This window comes from Pseudonocardia alaniniphila (genome assembly GCF_022524485.1).
In the GTDB taxonomy this organism is placed as follows: Bacteria; Actinomycetota; Actinomycetes; order Mycobacteriales; family Pseudonocardiaceae; genus Pseudonocardia; species Pseudonocardia alaniniphila.
Window position 1 is genome coordinate 311,416 of record NZ_JAKXMK010000003.1, and the last position, 21,543, is coordinate 332,958.

24 protein-coding genes and 1 pseudogene are annotated in these 21,543 nt (G+C 67.3%); 9 read left to right on the forward strand and 16 right to left on the reverse strand.

Annotated elements, in window-relative coordinates; all coding sequences use genetic code 11:
* Positions 1–510: 510 nt before the first annotated feature.
* The 9 genes from MMF94_RS04190 to pcaD all read right to left on the reverse strand — a co-directional run bounded on the left by MMF94_RS04190 (position 511) and on the right by pcaD (position 8,347).
* Positions 511–765 carry a hypothetical protein gene (locus MMF94_RS04190; RefSeq protein ID WP_241034897.1) on the reverse strand — a complete coding sequence of 85 codons (255 nt, stop codon included), beginning with the start codon at positions 763–765 and terminating at the stop codon, positions 511–513.
* 37 nt (positions 766–802) lie between these two features.
* Entirely contained in the window at positions 803–1,837 is a 1,035-nt protein-coding gene (locus MMF94_RS04195) for an NAD-dependent epimerase/dehydratase family protein (RefSeq protein WP_241034898.1), read from the reverse strand.
* 40 nt (positions 1,838–1,877) lie between these two features.
* Positions 1,878–2,351: a carboxymuconolactone decarboxylase family protein gene (locus tag MMF94_RS04200; RefSeq protein WP_241034899.1), complete on the reverse strand. Its 474-nt coding sequence runs from the start codon at positions 2,349–2,351 to the stop codon at positions 1,878–1,880.
* Between the two features lie 103 nt (positions 2,352–2,454).
* Positions 2,455–3,117, reverse strand: a complete 663-nt coding sequence (lexA, locus tag MMF94_RS04205) for a transcriptional repressor LexA (protein ID WP_241034900.1) — start codon at positions 3,115–3,117, stop codon at positions 2,455–2,457.
* Positions 3,118–3,207: 90 nt separating this feature from the next.
* On the reverse strand, positions 3,208–3,783 hold the full coding sequence (locus MMF94_RS04210; RefSeq protein WP_241034901.1) for a TMEM165/GDT1 family protein: 576 nt from the start codon (positions 3,781–3,783) through the stop codon (positions 3,208–3,210).
* Between the two features lie 106 nt (positions 3,784–3,889).
* Positions 3,890–5,083, reverse strand: coding sequence for a sodium:calcium antiporter (locus MMF94_RS04215; RefSeq protein WP_241034902.1), 1,194 nt, complete (start codon positions 5,081–5,083; stop codon positions 3,890–3,892).
* Positions 5,084–5,380: 297 nt separating this feature from the next.
* Entirely contained in the window at positions 5,381–6,613 is a 1,233-nt protein-coding gene (locus tag MMF94_RS04220; RefSeq protein WP_241034903.1) for an acyl-CoA dehydrogenase family protein, read from the reverse strand.
* 539 nt (positions 6,614–7,152) lie between these two features.
* Complete coding sequence (locus MMF94_RS04225; protein ID WP_241034904.1) at positions 7,153–7,518, reverse strand: ArsC/Spx/MgsR family protein; 366 nt, start codon at positions 7,516–7,518, stop codon at positions 7,153–7,155.
* A gap of 22 nt (positions 7,519–7,540) precedes the next feature.
* Positions 7,541–8,347, reverse strand: a complete 807-nt coding sequence (gene pcaD, locus MMF94_RS04230) for a 3-oxoadipate enol-lactonase (RefSeq protein WP_241034905.1) — start codon at positions 8,345–8,347, stop codon at positions 7,541–7,543.
* A gap of 97 nt (positions 8,348–8,444) precedes the next feature.
* Between pcaD and MMF94_RS04235 the strand changes: the two genes are divergently transcribed.
* Entirely contained in the window at positions 8,445–9,383 is a 939-nt protein-coding gene (locus tag MMF94_RS04235; protein WP_241034906.1) for a LysR family transcriptional regulator, read from the forward strand.
* 20 nt (positions 9,384–9,403) lie between these two features.
* On the opposite strand, the gene MMF94_RS04240 is transcribed toward MMF94_RS04235, so the two are convergent.
* On the reverse strand, positions 9,404–9,964 hold the full coding sequence (locus MMF94_RS04240) for a hypothetical protein (RefSeq protein ID WP_241034907.1): 561 nt from the start codon (positions 9,962–9,964) through the stop codon (positions 9,404–9,406).
* Between the two features lie 474 nt (positions 9,965–10,438).
* Here MMF94_RS04240 and MMF94_RS04245 point away from each other — a divergent pair, with 474 nt between their 5' ends.
* From MMF94_RS04245 to MMF94_RS04265, 5 genes are all read left to right on the forward strand, one after another.
* Complete coding sequence (locus tag MMF94_RS04245; RefSeq protein WP_241034908.1) at positions 10,439–11,062, forward strand: EF-hand domain-containing protein; 624 nt, start codon at positions 10,439–10,441, stop codon at positions 11,060–11,062.
* A gap of 214 nt (positions 11,063–11,276) precedes the next feature.
* On the forward strand, positions 11,277–11,420 hold the full coding sequence (locus MMF94_RS04250; protein ID WP_241034909.1) for a hypothetical protein: 144 nt from the start codon (positions 11,277–11,279) through the stop codon (positions 11,418–11,420).
* 4 nt (positions 11,421–11,424) lie between these two features.
* Positions 11,425–12,279 carry an alpha/beta fold hydrolase gene (locus MMF94_RS04255; protein ID WP_241034910.1) on the forward strand — a complete coding sequence of 285 codons (855 nt, stop codon included), beginning with the start codon at positions 11,425–11,427 and terminating at the stop codon, positions 12,277–12,279.
* Between the two features lie 181 nt (positions 12,280–12,460).
* A complete protein-coding gene (locus tag MMF94_RS04260; RefSeq protein ID WP_241034911.1) occupies positions 12,461–12,931 on the forward strand; it encodes a DUF6924 domain-containing protein in 471 nt (156 codons plus the stop codon).
* Between the two features lie 45 nt (positions 12,932–12,976).
* Positions 12,977–13,933 carry a cyclase family protein gene (locus MMF94_RS04265; RefSeq protein ID WP_241034912.1) on the forward strand — a complete coding sequence of 319 codons (957 nt, stop codon included), beginning with the start codon at positions 12,977–12,979 and terminating at the stop codon, positions 13,931–13,933.
* 621 nt (positions 13,934–14,554) lie between these two features.
* Here MMF94_RS04265 and MMF94_RS04270 read toward each other — a convergent pair.
* From MMF94_RS04270 to MMF94_RS04280, 3 genes are all read right to left on the reverse strand, one after another.
* Complete coding sequence (locus MMF94_RS04270; RefSeq protein WP_241034913.1) at positions 14,555–15,175, reverse strand: NADPH-dependent F420 reductase; 621 nt, start codon at positions 15,173–15,175, stop codon at positions 14,555–14,557.
* Between the two features lie 213 nt (positions 15,176–15,388).
* Positions 15,389–15,814 carry a nuclear transport factor 2 family protein gene (locus MMF94_RS04275; RefSeq protein WP_241034914.1) on the reverse strand — a complete coding sequence of 142 codons (426 nt, stop codon included), beginning with the start codon at positions 15,812–15,814 and terminating at the stop codon, positions 15,389–15,391.
* Positions 15,815–15,858: 44 nt separating this feature from the next.
* Positions 15,859–16,593, reverse strand: a complete 735-nt coding sequence (locus MMF94_RS04280; RefSeq protein ID WP_241034915.1) for an SDR family NAD(P)-dependent oxidoreductase — start codon at positions 16,591–16,593, stop codon at positions 15,859–15,861.
* 312 nt (positions 16,594–16,905) lie between these two features.
* On the opposite strand from MMF94_RS04280, the gene MMF94_RS04285 reads away from it, so the two are divergent.
* The gene (locus MMF94_RS04285) at positions 16,906–17,829 is read left to right on the forward strand and encodes a LysR family transcriptional regulator (RefSeq protein WP_241034916.1); all 924 of its coding nucleotides are present in this window, start codon (positions 16,906–16,908) and stop codon (positions 17,827–17,829) included.
* Positions 17,830–18,105: 276 nt separating this feature from the next.
* Here the strand turns inward: MMF94_RS04285 and MMF94_RS04290 are convergent, their stop codons facing one another.
* On the reverse strand, positions 18,106–18,339 hold the full coding sequence (locus tag MMF94_RS04290; protein ID WP_241034917.1) for a hypothetical protein: 234 nt from the start codon (positions 18,337–18,339) through the stop codon (positions 18,106–18,108).
* 144 nt (positions 18,340–18,483) lie between these two features.
* Here MMF94_RS04290 and MMF94_RS04295 point away from each other — a divergent pair, with 144 nt between their 5' ends.
* Both MMF94_RS04295 and MMF94_RS04300 read left to right on the forward strand, forming a co-directional pair.
* Entirely contained in the window at positions 18,484–19,428 is a 945-nt protein-coding gene (locus tag MMF94_RS04295; protein WP_241034918.1) for a helix-turn-helix domain-containing protein, read from the forward strand.
* Positions 19,429–19,828: 400 nt separating this feature from the next.
* Entirely contained in the window at positions 19,829–20,068 is a 240-nt protein-coding gene (locus MMF94_RS04300; protein ID WP_241034919.1) for a hypothetical protein, read from the forward strand.
* Positions 20,069–20,121: 53 nt separating this feature from the next.
* On the opposite strand, the gene MMF94_RS04305 is transcribed toward MMF94_RS04300, so the two are convergent.
* Positions 20,122–21,069 carry a helix-turn-helix domain-containing protein gene (locus tag MMF94_RS04305; RefSeq protein WP_241035044.1) on the reverse strand — a complete coding sequence of 316 codons (948 nt, stop codon included), beginning with the start codon at positions 21,067–21,069 and terminating at the stop codon, positions 20,122–20,124.
* Positions 21,070–21,216: 147 nt separating this feature from the next.
* Positions 21,217–21,435, reverse strand: a pseudogene (locus MMF94_RS04310) (transposase); the annotation flags it as partial.
* Positions 21,436–21,543: the final 108 nt, after the last annotated feature.

Sequence of the window (21,543 nt, forward strand, 5' to 3'; positions counted from 1 at the left end):
CCACGGCGTGCAGCTGCGCGATGGACAGGGAAGCCAGACGAGTACGAGATAACGAGCAGAGGCCGAGGCTTCGCGCTTCAACGGAACCACGGAGGGTTTCCACGGTTTGGCCCCGAGTGCCGGTCGAGCACTTCACACAGCGAGCGCGACGACGAAAGCGGCAAGCACCGCCGGCCGCGCATCACGACCATTCGAACAGCGGCTCGACAGCAGCCGCGAAATGGACCTCGCCGAAGCCGACTCGTCCCGCACCGACGCGAACCAGACACCGGAGCTCGACGGGATGACTCGATGTCGCCCGAGTCCTCGATCATCTCGCCGAGGTCCACGCCGGGGGCAACGCGCGATCATCTCCGAAAGGAAGCCCCGCGAGGGAGAGGTCGCCTGAGGCCCAGCCGTCGAGTCGCTGCTGCGGACCCGCGCGGCCCGGATCCGGACGTGGCCGAGCGTATCCGGTGGCGACTGCAGGCTCCGCTCGGTCGGCGGCCACGGCCGTGATCGGTCGGCGCTTCAGCCAGGACGTCGAACCACTATGACCGCCTGAGGCTGCGGCCGATAGAACGACTCGATCTCCGCCAATTCATCGTCCGTACAGTCCATGACGATTTTGAGCTCCGCATTGCGCTTGACCGGGTCGAACGTGCACAACACGGCCGTCACACCACGGTGACGGGCGGCCCCCCGCCAGATATCAATTCCCGACCCGTCGCCGCCGTCCGTGCCCTCCAGGTAGCCGTAGTCCAGCGGATAGACGTACTCAGGCATCCGCAACTCCCACTCGCGATACCCGAAACTGGCAAGGTCAGCTGTGCCGGGCCAGATAGTCGTCCTCAGCGGCGTAGTCGAAACGACCGCGGAAGGAAGCCGCATCCAGCCCAGGCGGCAGTTGGGCACCACCGTCCATGCGGGACTCCTCGACCAACCAACGCACCGAGTCGGCGACGGTGGTCGCGTAGTCCCCGACCGGCTGATAGCCCAGCGCGTATGCGGCGCCGATGTCCAGGACGATCGGCGGCAGTGTGTGCCAGGGGTGCTCGCCGAGGCCACGTGGCGCGGCCTCGTCGAGCAACACCTCTCTCCATTCGTGGCCGACCACGGCGGCGACCGCGCGGGAGATGGCGAGCCCATCGGGTGCGTCCGGGTCCGCGGCGTTGAGGATCCGTCGCCCGGGGCGCTCGGCCACCACCTGCACGAGCGCCGCGAGGTTCGACGCCGCCGAGGTGTGGTCCCTACCGGTGCCACCTGCTGCCAGCAACACGACGGGTCGCCGGTCCAGGGCGCGCTTGACGAAGTGCCACTCGCGCGGCAGGGGGCTCCCCTGGCCGTGGATCTTCGACGGCCGCAGCACGGTGACCGGCAACCCACTGTCGAGCAGCACATGCTCGGCAGCGACCTTGTTCGCGCCGTATCCCTCGCGGGAGTTGTAGTCCATGGTGCCCGGCGCCATGGTGGGCTGCTGCTCGGTCACGGGCCCGGCGAACCGGGGCGGGATGTCCGAATTGGTGTGACGGCCGGCGTCGTCGACGTACACCGCCTTGGTGGAGATCATCACCGTCGAGGTCGCCTGCCGCGCCAGCGGGAGGAGCAGCTCGGCCTGCGCGGCGGTGTAGCAGATGCAGTCCACGAGCAGGTCCGCTCCGACGCCTGCCGCCGCCGCGAGCGCTTCGGCGTCGTCACGGTTGGCCGCGACGAAACGCGCGCCCGCCGCGGCGACGTCGGAGGGGAGGTGGGCCGGATCGCGACCTGTGACGCTGACCGTCCACCCGTCGGCCAGCAACCGTCGCGCCACCGCCCGACCCACCAGGCCGGTCCCACCGATGATCAGAGCTTCCGGCATCCGATCAACCTATCCGGCCGGGGACGGCCCACTCCGCTCGTTATCCGAACTGGCCGGGCTGGTAGTCGCCCGCGGGCTGCTGGACGATGACGTTCAGCCGATTGAAGGCGTTGATGAGGGCGATGATGGACACCAGAGCGCCGAGCTGTTCCTCGTCGTAGTACTTGGCGGCATTCGCCCATGCCTCGTCGCTGACACCGCCCGCGGCGTCGGCGATGCGGGTGCCCTGCTCCGCCAGTTCGAGGGCAGCGCGCTCGGCTTCGGTGAACACCGTGGCCTCCCGCCAGGCCGCGACCAGGTTGAGGCGCACCGACGTCTCCCCGGCCTGTGCCGCATCCTTCGTGTGCATGTCGGTGCAGAAGCCGCACCCGTTGATCTGGCTGGCACGGATCTTCACCAGTTCCTGTGTGGCGGCCGGCAGCCCCGAGCTCTCGATCGCTTTGCTTGCCGAGGTGACGTGCCTCAGGACCTTTGCTGCGACCGGGTTGCCGAAGAGGTTCAACCGAGCGTCCATGGTGCACTCCTACGCCGTTGTTGCTGGTTACACCCCTATGACAGTGCGGCCCGGCGAGTTGTGACAGGAGCCGCGGTGACGTGCGTCTCCCCCGTGGCGGCTCTCAGAGGCTGCGCAACACCGAGACGATGACGCCCAGCACGACGGACTCGTCACCGTCGATGACGTCGTAAGCCGGGTTGCGCGGCTCGAGGTAGACGTGTCCGTTGCGTCGGCGGTACACCTTCACCGTGGCTTCGCCATCGATCATTGCAGCGACGATCTGGCCCGAATGGGCCTCGGCCTGCTGACGCACCACCACGGTATCGCCGTCGCAGATCGCGGCGTCGATCATCGAGTCACCGCGGACGCGCAGAGCGAAGACATTGCCGCGACCGGCGAGAGCGCGGGGCAGCGTCAGGTAGTCATCGACGTGCTCCTCGGCCACGATGGGAGTGCCCGCCGCGATATCGCCGACCACGGGCACCGGCACGGAATCGTCGCCGGTACTCCGCGCCTCGGGCCCCTGCAGGAAGATGCGCACGTCGATCGGTCGGCACAGCGCCGCGCCACGCCGGAGAAACCCCTTTTCCTCCAGGCTCGCCACGTGCTTCGACACCGACGACGACGAGCGCAGCCCGACGGCATCGCCGATCTCGCGCGTGCTCGGCGGGTACCCGTACCGAACCACCCAGTCCCGGATCGCGACCAGGATCCGCTGCTGACGCGGCGGCAGCCTCGAGGTGTCCAGGTGCTCGAACGCATCAAGATCATCGGAGACGGGCACCTGCGGATGGTAGAGGCGGGCGCTCGAAGCATCGGACACCAGGCGCGACGCGGGCTTCCGGACGGACGGGCCCGCCCGAGCGCGTCGTGCTCAGCCGCGGATCGCCTCGATGGCGCTGAGCACACCGAGGACGATCAGGACGGCTGCCGCCACCCTGGTCACCCAGCGCACCGGCACCACCCGCTGCAGGCGGTTGCCGCCGAATACCGCGAGCGCGGATACCGCCCACAACGCGAGGAGGGCGCCGATCCCGACGGCGAGCGGGTCGTCGTACCGCGCGGCGAGCGTGGCGATGATGATGTGCGACGGATCGCCCAGCTCCGAGAGCAGGGTGACCCCGAAGCTGGTGGCCACCACGCGCCAGCGCGTCCCCGGCGCCTCCCCGAGCATCGCGGCGTCGTCGTCATCGTCGTCCTCGCGGAGCAGGAGCACCGCGCCGACGAAGAAGGTCACGGCGACCGTGGCTTCGAGGATCCGCTCGGGCAGCAGCGCGACGAGACTCCCGGCTGCGACCGCGATCCCCACCTGCACGACAAAGGCCGCGCCGACGCCCAACATCACCAGTCGTGCCGGGTATCGGCTCGCGAGGACGAGCGTCACCAGACCGCTGGTGTCTGCCAGCTCGGCAAGGGCGACGATGCCGAAGGTGATGGCGATCACGAGCACGGGTATTCAGCTACTCCATGCTCGCGGGGACCACAACCGGGCTCGCCGCCGGGGCCCAGCCGGGATCCGGTGGTGACACACCTCCCCCGTGCACGTTCGCCACCGGCTAGCCGTCGTTGTCGGCCGGCGGGGCGACGGGGATGGCCGGGGCCGGTGCGTCGTCGTCCGGTGCGCCCGGAACCGCCGGTGCCTCGATACCCGCCTGCTGCGCGTCGTCGTCGGCACCCGGGGCGTCGTCGACGGGGACCAGCCCGAACACCGAGAAGCTGACAACCCAGTAGGCGATGTACCCCGCCAGCAGCACGACGCCGTGCCAGCGCCGCAGATGACCGGTGAACAGTGCGTAGGCCGCGAACCCGTTGATCGCCACGAGCGCGGGCAGGTGCCAGGTGAAGATGTCCGAGGTGATCACGAGCGCGCCGCCGGCCAGGGCGATGATGCCCACCTTCGCGGTCACCGAGAACACGACGCTGCCGATGACGTTGCCGACACCGATCGCGGGCGCGCCTCGCCGGGCCGGCTCCGCGGTCAGGAAGATGTCCTCCAGGGAGAGCACAAGCGTCGCGATAGTCGCGCCGAAGACAGTGCCGCTGATTGCGAAGTTCTCGAGGATGCCCTCGGTGCCTTCCGTCATGGCCCAGGCGCCGACGACGAGGCCGATCAGTGCGAGGAGCGCCAGCAGAAGCAGAAGCCACCCGGGCCGCTTGTTCGCCTTCGCCTCGCCGACCTGTCCGGTCTCGTAGAGGTCCCCGGCGCCATGGCCCCCGGTACCACCGCCACCCCCGGTCTTCCCGGCGGCGGCGCCGACGAGTTCGCGGCTGGGCGCCGCTTCGATCACTTCCGCGCTCCGGAACGTGGGCACCGCGCGCTGGCGCTCGCGGTAGGCGATGTAGGCGACGAACACCACGAACAGCAGGATCAGAACGATCGCGGTGGCGGTTCCCAGGCCGCCGAGTAGTGCCGGCCAGATCAGGATCAGCGGCGCGATCGCGAACAACGCGATGTAGTCCTTCGGGATCTCCACCCGGCTGGGCGCGACGAGGGCGGCGATCGCGAGTACCAGACCCGTCATCGAGATGACTGTTCCGAAGACGACGCCGAGCGCGACGTCTTCGAGGCCCTCCAAGTTGAGCACCACACCGAAGGCGAGGTCGTCGAACTCGATCCCGGTGAACAGGATGGCGAGCAGGAAGAGCGAGATCGCCAGGCCGCGCGCAGCGCCGACCAGGTAGGTGATCAGCTTCTCGGCGCTATAGATCAACAGCGCCGCGCCGGCGGCGAAGATGAGGATGGACGTCATCCGGTTGCTCCCCCTTGAGCGAACGGACAGGCCGGTCCCCCCGGGCCGGCCTGTAACGGTCAGTTGTCAAGCTCGTCACCGGACGTGAGCAATGGTCCGGTGCTACACCACCGATCGTCGCAAAGCATGATCGGCCGAGCGACCGCCATTCGAGGTGTCGGACCGGCCCGTTCGGCCCCGGTTGTGGACCTGCGTTCGCGGTACACCTGCGTTTCGCACGCCGCTTTGCAGCTCGTTTTACAGGGTCGAGCGCCATCCATCACACGGAGGGCAACGACTACGAATCCGGACCTTCGTTCAGATCGGCATCTCCGGGGGGAGGCCGAGCCGCATGCGCCCGACGTTCTCCCACGTACGGTCGAACTGGAGCATGACGTGGGTGCGGATCATGTTCAGGTCGCGGAAGTAGCGCTCGATCCTTTGGCCCTTCTTCGAGGCGCTCGATCCACTCGTGCGGAAGACCGTCTCGACCGCCTTGGACGCGAGCTCGACGATCTGCTGCTCGATCATGACGAGACGGCGGTCGTCCTCGTCACTCACGAGTTCGCCGGTCTCCATCGAGCACCGCGCCAACTCCGTCCACCTCTGTCCGACCTGGTGAAGCGTCGCCTCCGCGGTGTCGGCGTACGCGATCGCCTCTCCCAGCAGTCGCTGGAACACCGGCAGCTCGGAACGTTTCCGCGACATCGGACCCCACTGGTGCTTCGCCGTGATGTTCTCGACGTAATCGTCGATCGCCGCCTGTGCGACGCCGACGCAGACCGCGGTCAGCTCGGAAATGAGCAGGGACGCGAACGACCCGTAGAAAGCCGGGCTGGAGTGCAGGCCGCGTCCGGGAAACTCGACGATGGGGCGGACGGCAGTCGGCCGCGGCGCCGTGTGGTGCTCGGGGACGAAGAGGTCCTCGACGACGACCCGTCGCGAGCCCGTGCCGCGCATGCCGAGCGTGTCCCAGTTGTCGATGATCCGGAACTGGTCCCGGCGCATCGCGACGGAACGCGTGTCCACGACCGCGCCGCCCGGCTCCGTCACGACGGCCACGTACCCGTTGAAGTGGGTCGCCACGTCGCAGCCGGACGCGTAGTCCCACCAGCCGGTGATCCTGTACCCGCCGTCGACCTTCAGCGCTGAGATCGGGATCGCGGAGCCAGGGCAGCGGACGTCGCCGTCCCCGAACAACTCGATCTGACCCTGCTCCTCCAACAAGCCCATGAGGACGGTGTGCGCGGCCGTGAGTGCGTAGACCCAGCCGCTCGAAGGGCAGCCGCGCGACAGCTCGATCGCGACGCGCAGGAAGGTATCGAGATCGAACTCGTAGCCGCCGAATCGCCGCGGCTGCATCACGCGGTAGAAGCCGGCGTCGAGATAGTCCTGCAGCGTCGCGTCGGGAAGCCGGCCGAGTCGCTCGCACTCGTCCTGGCGTTCGCGCAGCTTCCCGCGCAGCGCCACCGCCCTGTCGATCAGCTCACCCGGCGTGAGGTTGGGCTCCGGTGGATCGATGGAACGACGATCGGCGTCCTGCAGCGTCATCAGCTTCTCCAAGGTCGGTCATCGCAGGCCAAATTCGCAACCGGGTAAGTCCGGCGCCGTTATGAGCGCGTGCCACCGAGGTGCGCGATGCGCCACGATGCACCGCGCCCGTGCCCGCCACGAGCGCCGACCGGCAGCTTCCTTTTCTGTGCGAGTACGAGAGTGGAGCAGATCGCCCGAATCCGTTTCCCTTCCCCACCTACACCGACATACTAGGCCGAGTTGCGCTCAGAGCTGCCCGCGATTTCGGGATGATGGGAATTTGCGATGAGGGCACGTCCTATTGGCCATCATGACCGTTTCGGCGAGGCCGGTGAGGTTATGCACATTCCTCCCCGTCCCCGCTGGGCCGATGCGCGGTCAGCGGAGATGACTTCCTCCACGAAGCACGACCCAGACCCCGTCCCCGCCGGCGACAGGAGACGGGCCTGGTTCGGTTGGTCCAACCTCGGAGCCCGTCCGCGCGACGGAGACCAGCAGGGGTTTCCGTCGGGCACCACTCCGGGCCCTCCACGCCACCCGTCCTGCTGAGATTTGCTTCAGCCTTCTCGGGAGAGGGCATCCCGTACGGCCTCTTCGGTGCGCGCGACGACGGCCGTACCGTCGTCCGCGGTGATGATCGGCCGCTGAATGAGCTTCGGATGCGCGGACAGAGCCTTCACCCACCGCTCCCGCGAACTCGCGTCCCGGGCCCATTCCCTGACCCCGAGCTCCTTCGCGACGGCCTCCTGGGTCCGGGTGATGTCCCACGGCTCGAGCCCCAGCCGGTCGAGCACTTCCCGGATCTCGTCCTCGCTGGGCACGTCCTCCAGATAACGGCGGACGGTGTAATCGGCCCCCTCGGCGTCGAGCACCGTGATGGCACTCCGGCACTTGGAACAGGCCGGATTGATCCAGATCTCCATGCGGCCCACGGTATCCGCGGTATCAGGGCCGTTCGTCGAGGAAGGTCACCACAGCGTCGAGGAACTCGGCAGGCCGTTCGACGTTTGCCATGTGCACCGTGGGCAGGACGGTGTACTGCGCGCCGGGGATGGTGGCGGCGAGTTCTTCCCCGTGGACGGCGGAGGTGACGGTGTCGTGCTCGCCCGCGATGACCAGCGTCGGGGTGCGGATGAGCGAAGCTGTGCGGCGGAGGTCGTAGTCGCGCACCGCAGCCCAGCTGCCTGCCACGCCCTCGCGCTGCGTGGCGAGAAGTGTGCGGCGGAAGCCTTCGACAACCCCGTTGCCGTCTTGCAGCATCCGCTCCGGGAACCAGTTGTGCAGGAACATGTCCGCGGTGGCCTCCATGTCGGGGGCCGCCAGCAGTCCGGCGATCGGCCGGTCCCACTGTTGCGGCGGGCCGAGGTACGCGGCGGTGTTGGAGAGCACGAGTCGGTCGACGCGCTCCGGCACATGGATCCCCAACCACTGCGCGACGATTCCCCCGAGGGACAGGCCCAGCACGTGCACCCGCTGCAGGTCCAGCGCGTCCAGCAGTTCCACCACGTCGCGGCCCAGCCGGTCCAGCGAGTACGGGCCGCTCGGGACGTCGGAAGCGCCGTGGCCGCGCGCGTCGTAGCGCAGCAGCCGGAAGTGTTCGGTGAGAGCCGGCACCTCGCCGTCCCACATGTGGAGGTCGGTACCGATGGAGTTCGAGAGCAGCAGCACCGGCTTGTCCTGCTGACCGTCGAAGCGGTAGGCGATGCGAACGCCATCACCCGTGGTGATGGAGGTGAGGGTCTGAGAGTCCATGTCAGCTCCAGGATCCAGCGACGATGATCTCAGCCTACGAACGTGGTTACAGATTGCTATTACAAAGATCAGAAGCGCTCTGTAGGCTTCTCCGACAATGTCCAGCTTCACGCTCCACGAGCTGCAATGCTTCGAGGCCGTCGTGAGCGATGGCGGCTTCCAGGCCGCCGCCGAGCGGCTGCACCGCTCCCATCCTTCGGTGTTCGCGGCGGTGGCCAAGCTCGAACGCCAGTTGGGCCTGAGCCTGCTGGACCGCTCGGGATATCGGGTGCACCTCACCGAGGCGGGGCAGGCCTTCCATCGCAAGGTGCGCTTCCTTCTGCACGAGGCCACGGAACTGCAGACGTACGCCGCGCAGCTGGCGATGGGCGAGGAGGCCGAGCTGCGCGTGGTGCTCGGGGACCTGTGCCCGTTGCCGCCGGTGCTGGCGCTGCTCAGCCGCTTCTTCGCGGAACACCCGCAGACGCGGCTGCACCTGCAGTTCGAGACGGTGACCGGCCCGTGGGAGCGGCTGCTGGAGGACGAGGCCGACCTCATCGTGCACCGCGTCCCCAAGAGCGACGTGCGGATGGAGTGGATCGATCTCGGCCGCGTCGCGATGGTGCCGGTCGTGGCGCCCGGATTCCTGCCCTTCCCCCCGGCCACCGACATCACTCCGCAACGGATGCAGGCCTTCACCCAGTGCGTGATCCGGGATTCGGCCCGGCACCCGTCCGAACACGGCCATTTCCTGGTCGAGGGCGCACCTCAGTGTTCGGTGCCGGACCACCTCATGAAGAAGGAACTGATCCTGCACGGCATGGCGTGGGGACACTTGCCCCGGTTCATGATCGAGGCGGAGTTACGCGACGGACGCCTGCTGTCCGTCGCCGGACGTCACTTCCCCGGCGTGGTCGAGGAACTCGCGGCGGCGCGCCGTCGCGACAGACCTCACGGGCCGGTCGCCGACCTGCTGTGGGAGTTCCTGGCCCGCCATGCGCCGGTGCTGCAACCGACACTGGGACGTGTGCCCAGGGCGAAGGGAACACGCGCCTAACCCACCTGAAAGCAGCGGGCTCATGGTTCTCGATCCGGATCGCCGATTCCCAGGTCCTCGCGCATGGACTTGCGCAGATCGAACACCTGCCCTTTCGCCTTCTGCAGCATGGTGGTCGCCCGCTCCAGCGACTCGTCGACCTCCGCATGCCCACGTTCGATTCGGCGCACCATCTCGTAAACCTTCCAGAGGATGTGGTTGACTTTCTCTGCCAACGGCAACAGGGCGTCCGGCAACACGAGCTGCGCTTCACCCCATTGCTCCCGCATAGCGTCACGGGCAGCCTCCATGGAGTCATTTGTCCGCTCCGTGTCGACGCCCGTACGGAGGGCGTCGATGTGGAGAAGCAGCGTGGAATGGAATTGCCAATCAGCCATATTCAGTGCGACGTAGCACGCGTGGCGTTTATCCAGAAGAGCCTGCCGTCTACCCCGGTCCTCTTCGGCCCGCCGGGTGCGGTGATCGTGCTCCAGCTCAGCCATCCGAGCACGCGCGTTCACGTGCTGGGTGAGCAGCGCAGAGCTCAGAGTTCCGATGACGCCGAGCGCAGCGATGAGTAATGCAGCGAGCGAACCTCCCACGCATCCTCCCTCGTTGACATCGGACCCGTGCTCCAGCCGCCGACCGGCACAACCGCACTCTCCGAGCCTGTCGTTCGGGGAGGCTAGCGTGTCCACCGGTAATCGAGGGAGGTCGATGCGGTCCTCGCCGATGGATTACGGGGCAGCCGTCACCATTCGTGTTCCTCGATCACGCGGCGGCGTTACTCACCGCCGCCGAGCGATTCGCCCAGCGCATCCTGGCTGATGAACGCGGTCGTGAACTCGATCTCACTCACGTGCCGGCGGCGCCGATTCCGATGCCGATCAGGGTCGCGAGCCCGACTGAACGGTCCTGATCCGTCTTTCCCGCTGTCGCGCGCCGCCATTGTGAAGGCGTTGACGAGGCCGAGGCAGAGGCCGTCACAGATCGGAGACCGCCCGACTGCTGATCATCGGTTCTGCGATCACGCATCGACAACCACGATCAGTGGAGCGGCTCCATCCGAGCGGGCGATGAGGCCGGCCGGTGCCGACGACCAAGGTGTACACGCTCCCTCGACACTGGACTTTCAGGAAGGGTCGATCGTGACTACGGCGACGCCGGACATCGTCTCTCTGAAGTTGGGACGAGTCTTCGACAGCTACAACTCCGACAACGACGAAACCTTGGACTGGGCGGACTTCGAGCGGCTGATCGACCGGTTCTGCACCACCTACAAGATCGACAGCCTCGACTGGCGTGCCCGATCTCTGCGGGCCATGTGCCAGATGTACTGGTCGGAGCTGCTGCGGCACGCGGACGTGCCCGAGGAGGAGCTCACAAAGGACCAATTCGTGGACGCCAGCCGCAGGCTCAGCCAGGACACGAGTCGCTTCAACATGATCGATGGCGTCCCGCACGCTCTGTTCGACTGCATCGACACCGACGAGGACGGCTCGATCTCCGATGGTGAGTTCACAAGAATGCTGAGCGATATCTGGGAGGTGCAGGGGCCCGAGGCAACGGGCGCGTTTGCACAGGTCGACACCGATGGAGACGGAACGATCGAGAGAGACGAGTTTCTTCGAGCGTTCCGTGAGTACGTCGTATCCGACGACGCGGGCGCCGCAGGCAGCCTGTTGTTCGGACGCATCTGACCTGAGCGACACCGACACGTCCGATCGACGCAGACCCACGCCGACGAGCGGGTGAGGTCGTAGACCTGCAACGAGACGGCGACGACGGTCAGCTGCGACCCGATCGCGGCCGGCCACAGCCGCCGTTAGGCCGGGGTCGCACGCGGGCGGGTGTCGGCCAACCCCGCGCAGAGCACCGGCCAGCCGCCGCGCCGCCGACGGCACGGAGCCGTCGGTGCTCGTAGGCACCGTCGCCGCGGGAACGTCGACAGTGGTGGTGTTCACCTTCTCCACGGACATGATCGGCACTCTCCTCGTCAGCGCGTCTCGGGTCGCCCGCGAACCCACCGATGAGTTCCGCGGCCCTGGCGGGTCGTAGCGACGTGCAGACCCACACACTGGAGACTCCCGATGTCGATCTCGTCTACGACGTCGTCGGCCCGTTGCCGACCGCTGACGGTCGGCTGCCGTTGATGATGATCGGTCAGCCGATGGACGCGAGCGGCTTCCGCGCGCTGCGCGGGTTCTTCCCGGACCGCACCGTGATCACCTACGACCCGCGCGGGGGCGGGCGCAGCGTTCGCAAGGACGGACAGGCCGTGCAGACCCCGCAGGACCAGGCCCGTGACGTGCACGCGGTGATCGAGGCGCTCGGGGGCGGGCCGGTCGAGATGTTCGCCAGCAGCGGTGGCGCGGTGGTCGCGCTCGCGCTGGTCGCCGCGTTCCCGGGTGATGTCCGGGTCCTGGTCGCGCACGAGCCGCCGATGAACCCGGTGCTGCCCGACGCCGAGGCGGCGCATCGGGCGCGCGCGCACTACCTGGAGACCTACCAGGCGAAGGGTTTCGGGGCGGGGATGGCCGCGTTCCAGGCGATGTACGCGTGGGAGGGCGAGTTCACCGAGGCGTATTTCGCGCAGCCGGACCCGGATCCGGCCCAGTTCGGGTTGCCGGTCGAGGACGACGGTTCGCGTGATCACCCGTTGTTGGCGGGGCGGGCGGTGGCGATCACCGACTACCACCCCGACGTCGCCGCGCTGTCCACCGGGCCGACCCGTGTGGTGATCGCGGTGGGCGAGGAGACCGGCAACGTGTACACGGCGCGTACTGCTCGTGCGGCGGCGCGGGTGCTGGGCGGGGAAGCGACGGTGTTCCCGAGTCATCATCTCGGGTTCGTCGATGGTGTTGGTCGGCCGGAGGAGTTCGCGGCACGTCTGCGCGAGGTACTCGACGCCGCGTAGCGCGACGCGGACGGGCATCTCGTGCTTATCCCGGGTGACGCTCGACCAGGGTGCGCCGGGACCGGGACGGACGCTCGCCCATGTCGGTTGAGCGTCAGTCGGACGACATGTCTGGCACTGACTGTGATCAGCATGGTTGCGATGCCCACGCAATGTCGGTGACCACGGCTATCGTGCCGCCGTGATTTCCCCTGTCCCTGCACCACCCAGCCCACTGCGGCCTTCCGGGTGCGCGCTTCTCGTACGCACCGACTTCAGCAACGAGCGATCATGGGAAGCCCTCTGCGAAGGCGTCCGAACTCCATCGGAGGACGATTTCCTGGCCACCGTCGACATCGTCGACGACGACGCATACCGGGATCTGACCGCAACCCAGCTGCGCAACCTCTACCCTGACCCGCACCCGGTCGGCCCCTACTTCTTCTTCGTCGCCGACGCCGATGCAGTGGCCTCGGCCGAGCACCCACTCCTCGTCGTGCCGGTGCCCTACCCCGAGCCGGAGTACGCCTACCTCAATGAACCCCCGCGAGCCACGTTCCGGGTAGTGGTCGCCAGGCTGTGGTCGGTGGAGAACAACCTGTCCCTGGCAAACATGGACTGGGCGGAGTTCGCCCACAGCGTGGACGAGGACGGGGTGTTCCGCGGCTTCTAGCGCCTGCGGTGCCAGGACCGAGCGACCTGAGGAGTCGATGTAGGGATGACAGCCGGGCGGCAGATGCCGGCACGGGACGACGTGCTCGGGTACTTCGACACACTGTCGAACTGGGGAAGGTGGGGCGACGACGACGAGCTCGGCACGCTGAACCTCATCACGGACGACGTTCGGCTGGCGGCGGCGCGGGCCGTGCGCCACGGCCGGAGCGTGTCATGCGCATGGGAGATTGCAGTGCCGGGCGAAATGGAGCGGTCGACGACGACGTGCCCGTGCGCTGCCGACATGCCCGGAGCCGAGAACATGCCGGTGCCCGCATTCCACGACGACCGACGCTGGGGCTTCTCGTCCGAGCAGCTCGGCATCACGTTCCACGGCAACACCGTCACCCACGTCGACTCGCCGTGCCACATCTTCTGGGACGGCACGATGTACAACGGGCGATCTCACTCGCTGGTCGACGCCACAACGGGATCGGCGTGGGCTGCCGTCACGGCGGCGGCGAACGGGATCATCACGCGTGGTGTCCTGCTGGACGTCGCGAGGGCTCGGGATGTGCCGTGGTTGGAATCGGGGCAGGGTGTGTTTCCCGACGACCTCGAGGAGGCCGAGCGCCGCCAGGGTGTTCGGGTGCGATCCGGCGATGCGGTCTTCCTGCGGACCGGCCGCGGCCGTGTCCGGCACGAGGCCGGTGTGACCCACGGGTTCACGCAGGCCGGCTGGCACGCGTCCTGCCTGCCGTGGCTGCACGAACGGGGGGTCGCGCTGATCGGCGCCGATACGCCTCAGGACGTTCAGCCATCGGGGTACGAGGGGGTGCTGATGCCGGTTCACGCTGTGGGCCTCGTTGCAATGGGTTTGTGGCTGATCGACAACTGCGACCTGGAGATGTGCGCGACGACGGCCGCGGAGCTCGGCCAGTGGGACTTCCACCTCGCAGTGGCGCCGATCCGCTTCGCCGGTACGTCCGGCAGCCCGGTCAACCCGATCGCGACATTCTGACGCGTCGCGAGCTCCTCAGTCGGCGAGTACGAGAGGCAGCGCGGTGGGAGGTGCACGTGTGGTCGACGAATCCCGCTACCGAGGTGACGACGTCTTGCAAATCGGAATGAAGTGCTCATCGAAAACATCTTCCTCGCCCACCCGCGGAATTCTGCGATTTTGTCAATACCACTCGGGGGCCATCCTCGCGATCCAGGCCCCGCAAGGCCAGTGGTCACGTCAAGACCGTGGCCAAGAACAAGCGACCTCACCGCAGATGATGTCGATCGCCGGCCAGTCGCGGAAGCGCGAACAGTCAGTACCCGGACGGTGCGACTCATGCACTGCTGTCCTCGCTCATCGGTGCCCGAACCGAAGAACCTCGGGCTCTGCGCCGGCGCAAAGTCGATCTCACCAGCAATCCGCATGCCATTCCAGCAGCCCTCGCCGCCCATCGCGGTCTAAGGCCGGGTTCGTGTCGACGGCGACACCAAGACCTTGAGGTCTCGCCACCCACCACGTTGAACACGCTCAAGGCCCACAACGTCCACCGCACCTTTGTCTGTCGTCGATGGTCTGCCGGGGTGCCGCCGCCGAATCGCGGCGGCGGCTCACTCGGCAATCCGGCTGGAAGACTGCGGCTCAGCCGGGAAATTCGGTGACGCCGAGGGCGAAGTCCCAGTTACCCACCCCGTGGCGGGCGAGGCCCATGGTGACCAAGCCCGCCCCCTCCAGCCAGTGCGCCATCTTCAGGTCGCCGACGTCCAGCGGGCGCAGCCCGAGACTCTCGATGAATGCCGCCACGCCCGCTTTGGCCTGCGCATCGTCGCCGGCGAGGAAGACGTTGGGCCGGCCCTTCTCCAGGACATGACGGAAGATGGTGTTGAACGCCTTCACCACGCTGGCGCCGGCCGGGGCTACCTTGGCGGCTTCCTGCGCGATCGAGGTTTCCTCGCTGTGGGTCAGTCCGTCGGCCGTGGCGTTGAAGGGGTTGCTGATGTCGACGATGACCTTGCCCGCGAGGGCGTCTCCGTATTCGGCGATGACCGGAACGACACCGTCGGCCAGCAGGGCTGTGATGACGATGTCACCGGCAGGGACAGCGCCCCACTTGCCCGCCGTCGCGCCGCCGAGAGCCCCGGCCAGGTCATCGGCCTTGGACTGATCGCGTCCCATGACCTCGACAGTGTTGCCGCCCGCCACCGCGAGCGTGCCGATGGCACGGGCCATGTTGCCCGTACCGATGAGGGTGATGTTGCTCATGAGGTGTGCTCGTTCCTGTTCTCGAGGTGTCGGTTGTCTCGTTCGTGCCGGGCCGACCTCAGCCCGTCGGCCGCGATATTCTTGGGCCAGCTGACGCGCCTTTCTCGGTCCCCCACCCGCCTTCCGCCGGTGATTCAGGATGCGCGAACCTGTCGCCATTCACAAAAGAGGACATCAGCTCAGAAAAATGGGGTAAAGGGCATCCCGAGATCGTTATTGTTTCCTTGGAGCGCAGTTCCCAGGGCTGCATGCTGACAGGGGCGCGAGATGGCCTTGCATCTCGACGGCGGTCGGCAGCGGACGCCACCAGATGGTCACTTCGGCGATCTTGCCGTCCGCGTCGAGCAGGAAATAGTCCACCCCGTCAACCGCCGTGTCTTCGATCTGCAGCCGGAAGAATGCGGCGTGATGAGTCTCGCCGCTGAGGACTTCCTTATAGGTGAGGTCCGCCGCCACTGTGGAGACGCACTGGATGGCTTCCGTGACGGCATCGCAGCCGGTGAGCGGCTCATCACTGAGTGGGCTGGTCAGCACCACGTTCTCGGCGAGGACACGAGCGAGAGCGTCTGTGTCGGCGCCGCGGTGCATGAAGTCGACGAAGGACTCGACGGTGGCGCGGTGCTCGGCGAACGTGGTCATGGCTACTCCTCGTCGTGTTGCCCGCGTGGCATTCCTGGTGTGGTTCAGATGGCGGTGGTGCCACCGTCGGTGACCAGTTCCAGGCCGTTGACGTAGCTGGAGTCGTCGGAGGCGAGGAACAGGGCGACGGTGGCGATTTCCTCGGGTCGGCCCATCTGTCCGCGGGGGATGAGGGACTCGAATTCGGCCTTGGTGGCCTCGTCGAACAGTTCTTCCTGTTTGGCGGTGGCGACCTGGCCGGGGGTCAAGACGTTGACCCGGATCTTGCGGTCGCGCAGTTCGTTGAGCCAGACGCGGGCCCAGGCCTGCTGGACGGCTTTGCTACCCGCGTAGAGGCTCCAGCCGGGGAAGGCGCCGAGGGAGGCGTTGGATCCGGTCATGAGGATCGAGCCGTTGTCGTTGATCAGCGGCAGTGCCTTCTGCACGGTGAACAGGGTGCCGCGCGCGTTGAGCCAGAAGGTGCGGTGGAACTGTTCCTCGGTGATCTCGCCGAGCGCGCCGGGTTCGCCCATCCCGGCGCTGGCCCACAGCACGTCGATCGAGCCCCTTTCCCGCTTGACGGTGTCGTACAGGCGGTCCAAGTCGTCCAGTTCAGCCGCGTCACCCTGGACCGCGGTGACATTGCGGCCGATCAGCCTGACGGCGTCATCCAGTGCTTCCTGTCGCCGGGCCTGGATGAAGACGTGCGCCCCTTCCTCGACGAACAGTCGGGCGCCGGCGAGTGCCATGCCGGTGGATCCTCCGGTGATCACCGCTACCTTGCCATGCAGCTTTCCCACAATCACTCCGTTTAATTGAGAGGTGCTCGAACCGGTCCGGTTCGAGCGTTGCGTACACCGACTTGTGTGCTTCTACCCGGTCATTTTCAGCAGCTCTTCCGTCGACGTCGAAGAATGAGCCGAGGAGCGTTCGATTCGCAACGTGCTCCTTCCGCGACCGGGGTCTGCTCTCGAGTCCCGATGTCTAATTCGTGTACCCGAATTGCTCTCCCTGATAGGTACCTTTTCAGGATGCCGCCGGCCCGAGTTGGCGTCCAAGACTTCTTTCCGCGATGGCGATACCCTGGAGGCATCGCCGGACCGGGAGGCTCGATGGATCTGGACCTGCGCAAGTTGCGCTACTTCGTCGCCGTCGCCGACAAGCTGCACTTCGGCCGTGCCGCCGACGAGCTGCACATCGCCCAACCTGTGCTCAGCCGGCAGATCCGCGCGCTGGAAAAGGATCTCGGCACCCCGCTGTTCACCCGGGACAGCCACGGCGTGACGCTGACCGACGCCGGTCGGCAGCTACTGACCGACGCCGGCCCACTGCTGGCCTCCACCCACGCGGTCCGCCGCAGGGTGGCCGTGGCCGCGCACGGCAGCCAGCGGCTCATGGTCGGCTTCCGGGCAGGCGTCGCGGTCACCCCGGCGGTACGCCAGTTCGCCACCCGACACCCCGACGTTGTCGTGGACATGCAGCGAATCGAATGGGACGACCAGGCCCGGATGCTGCTCGACGGCCGCATCGACGTCGGCTACGTACGGCCGCCCATCGACGAGACCGGCCTGCGCGTCGCCCCGCTCTACACCGAACCTCGGGTAGCAGTGCTGCCCGCCGGCCACCGACTGGCAGGCAAGGAACACATCACCGAGGCCGACCTGGCCGGCGAGCCACTGCTGTGGTCTGCCGACAGGGGTCCACAGCCCACCAAGCGCCCGCATCCCGACGCCGGCTACCTGGTGCGCGAGGTCGACGAGACACTCGAGCATGTCGCGGCCGGCCGGGGCATCTCGTTCCTCGCCCGTTCGGCAACCGTGTTCTACACACACCCGGAAGTCGCCTACGTGCCCATCCCGGATCTGGCACCCGACCAGGTGTGCCTCGCAGTGGCGGCGTCACGCACCTCGCCGATGCTCGACGACTTCCTCGCCGCCGCTCACGCGACGGCCGAGATCACCGCAGAATGTGGCAACTACGAGATGTGGCAGCTTGGAGGTGGCGCCGTTCCAAGCCCGGTTGAGCGGCTCGACTGACCACGGCAGCGCCAGCGACTACCTCTGGCCTGCACGCCGGCAACAGCCCAGCGTTCGGCACGAGACACGCTTCGTCGAACCTGACCGCCACCAGCTCCATGCGGTGCTCGACGAAGGCGCGACGGTCATGGACGAGCTGTTCCCGCTGAAGTGACCGAGCTAGATAGACACTCACTTAAGGCCGGTGACCGCCAATCTCGGCCGCGCAGCCACCACCATCCCTTCCCTAGTTGGTCTGGCATTCGCGGTACTCCCCGGCCAGATCTGCGAAGTTGCTCACGTTATCGATGTCGCGCGTGCAGGATGGCCGGCGAGTCCGATGGCAGCATCGACACCGTGACCGCGATGGATCGTCTCCTCGCCGTGGGCTTGAGCCTCGAACAGGCGGAAGACCATCTGCGATCTGGGCGGGTCGAGCGCAACGGCGACTGGTGATGGATCCGTATCGGGCGGCGCACCCGCCAGCGGCTGGGAAATCGCAGGGCTCGGGATCATCGCCGCAATCCTCATCGTCGGGATGGGACGAGGCCGGCGCCGCTGCACCGATTCGTCTGTGGCCCACCCCCTACTCCTCACGGCAACAGCCTCCAGGGGAGACGAAAAGCACTTCTAGTGCTCCTACGTGGGCGGATGGCCGGAGCTAACCTCAGGGCCGTGCAGATTCTTGAGTTCTCCGGTGAGGAGTTGGAACACCTCGCTCGTGAGTTCTACCTTCCGGTGATCGTCAAGACGGATCCCAGCTTCCGCGGACAGGCGGCGATTCAGGGGCTCGGCGATACCTTGACACTCTCCCGGTCGCATTCGGGGCAGATATCGGCGGTCCGAACCGACCGGATGGTAGCGAGAGCCACGGACGACAGCCTGATGCTCTTCAGCCTATACATGGAAGGTCGGGTCCGCGTCCGTCAGCACGACCGCTGCGCCGAGCTCGCGGCCGGTGCCGGAGTGCTCACCGAGGCGCGTAGCCGCTACGAGCGGACCTCGTCGACCGAGACCCAGCGCATGACCTTGCGTTTCTCCCGCGAGTTGCTCCCGCTCCGGACCACCGAGATCACCGAGGCGTGCGCGCGCAGCATGGAACCCGCAGCCCCGGCCATGCAAGTGTTGTCCTGCTACCTCGATCGGCTGTTCGAGGTTGCCGACGAGCTCGCCGCGGGAGAGCGGCTGGATGCTGGGCGCGCCGCGATCGACCTGCTCGCGATGACGCTGCGGGGCGTCGTCAGCTCAGTACCGGGCGGGGACGGATCCGCGGCGGTGTTGCTCGACATGATGCGGACGCACATTCGCAAACACCTGGCCGACCCGCAGCTGCGGGTCGAGGAACTGGCGCGCCGGCACCGTATATCGGTGCGCCAGGCGTACATCCTGTTCGAACGGATCGGGACCACACCCGGTGCGTACCTGCGCGAGCAGCGGCTGCTCGCTGCACGGACGATGCTGTCCAACCCGAGATACGACCGTCTCGCGATATCGAGCATCGCAGCTGCCGTCGGGTTCCGCGACCTCAATACGTTCGAACGGGCGTTTCGGCGGCAGTACGGCACGACGCCAACCGGTTGGCGGCGTGAACGCCTCCACCACTGTGGAACGCGCCTGTGACCGTGTTGCAGGAAATGCATGGTGTCCGAGAGAAATCCCTATGCACGATGAGGGCGCTGGGCTGGTCGACTGTCTGCACAGCCGACGAGGGGGTCAGGCAGACGCGAACCGGGCTGGGGGCTCGGTCACCGACCGCGTCAACGCTTGCCCCCTGGCCCGAGGGGGGTGGGGCCGGGCTGCATACGCCGCCCGGCCCCCGCTCGCCACGATGACGGTCCTTCTCCTGGGCGTAGGACTCGTCGAGGTACGCCAGGAGCACCGGATCATGCTGGCACGGCCGGTGACCCAGATGGTGTGAACGTCGGGTTCGCGCCTGGACTGCAGACGTACTGTGGGTGGGAGACACCGCGCTTCCCCCGCGGCGCCTATCGGGGTGACGTTGACGCGGGGGTGCTCGCATATGACGCAGGCAGGCCAGCCGTACAGCTCAGTCGAAGACGAGCAGGCGCGAGCCATGCGGGCCGCAGCCGACAGAGCCAGTCTGATCCCGGGGATCCCTTGGCCGATCTGGGCGGCGATCGGGCATGTGCTGTTCGCCGTGGCGACGGAGCTGGCTAACGGGCGGCGGCTTCCGATTGAGGTTCGGCGGGCCGCGCTGCACATGGTGCGGGCGATCGACGAGGCCGAGGCGCGGCGGTAGCTCGAGGGCTGGGTGGCGCGTTGGGTCGCGCCCCAGTTGACTCCGCCGAACCTTCAGCGAGGGCGGCCTTTTCTGCTCTGCTGCTCACGCCGCCAGCCGGCCGGTGTCGTCCCGTACTGCCGCCGGAACGCCCGTTCGAACGTGCTGAGGTCGAGGAACCCGACGGTAGCCGCGATGCTCGATATCGTGAGCCGGGCGTACCTCGCGTCGGACAGCATCGTCCGGGCTGCGAGAAGCCGCTGCTCGCGCAGGTACGCACCCGGTGTGGTCCCGATCCGTTCGAACAAGGTGTACGCCTGACGGACCGACACATGGTGCCGCCGCGCCAGTTCCTCGACCCGCAGCTCTGGGTCGGCCAGGTGGTTGCGAACGTGGGTCCGCATCATGTCGAGCAACACGCCCGCGGAGCCGTCCCCGCCCGGTACGCAGGGTGTGACGTCGCGCAGCGCCATCGAGAGCAGATCGATCGCGGCCCGCCCGGCGTCCAGCCGCTGGGGCGCGGTGAGCCCGTCGGCTACCTCGAACAGCCGATCGAGGTAGCTGGAGAGGACCTGCATGGCCGGGGAAGCGGGATCCATGCTGCGTGCACAGCAGTCGGTGATCTCGGCTGTGCGGAGCGGGAGCAGCTCGCGGGAGAAATGCAAGGACAGGCACCGGGCCCCGGTCGACATGACCCGCTCGTACCGGCTCCGCGTCTCGTTGAGCACTCCCGTACCGGGCGCCAGCTCGACGACGCGGTCGTGCTGGCGAATGCGGCCCTGTCCGGCCATGTATACGCAGAAGAGCATCAGGTCGTCCGCCGACGACTTCGCTGCCATTCGGTCGGTCCGGACCACCGACATCTGCCCCTGATGCCGCCACTGAGTCAGAGCCAGGGCCTCGTCCAGCTCCTGGAACGCCACTCGCCCGCGATAGTCGGGACGCGCCCGAGCGATCACCGGCATGAGGAAACCATCGGCGACGTCTTCCAACTCCTCACCGGAGTACTCAAGGATCTGCACGGCTCCGAGGCTAGTCCGGCCATCCGCCTGGATCGGAGCGCTACGGGTACTCCTAGTGCTACCTGGACGGCTGTTGTCGTGACGAGCAGTGGCCGGGCCACTGGCGAACGGCTGGCGGCGCCAGGTGCTGGTCAGACTCGTCCCATCCGCGTCCTGCCAGGCCCGCAGTCTCCGCCAGGCGGTGTGCCCGGAACCGCACCCGAGCTCCGGAGGAAGGTCGCGCCACCGGCAACCGGTACGCAGCACGAACAGGATGCCTTCCAGCGCCGCTCGATCATCGGTCCGCGGACGCCCACCTGGTCCTCAAGGTCGCGGCCGAGCCGGGAGCAGCGGCTGAATCAGCTCCCAGAGCCGATCGTCAACCAGCCGCTGCTGCCTGGGTGTCACAGCCGGAGCGGATCACCGACTCGGCCACCAAGATCACGTACCGATACGCCATTTTTGAGACCAGGTCTTAGTCACTCATACCGCTGT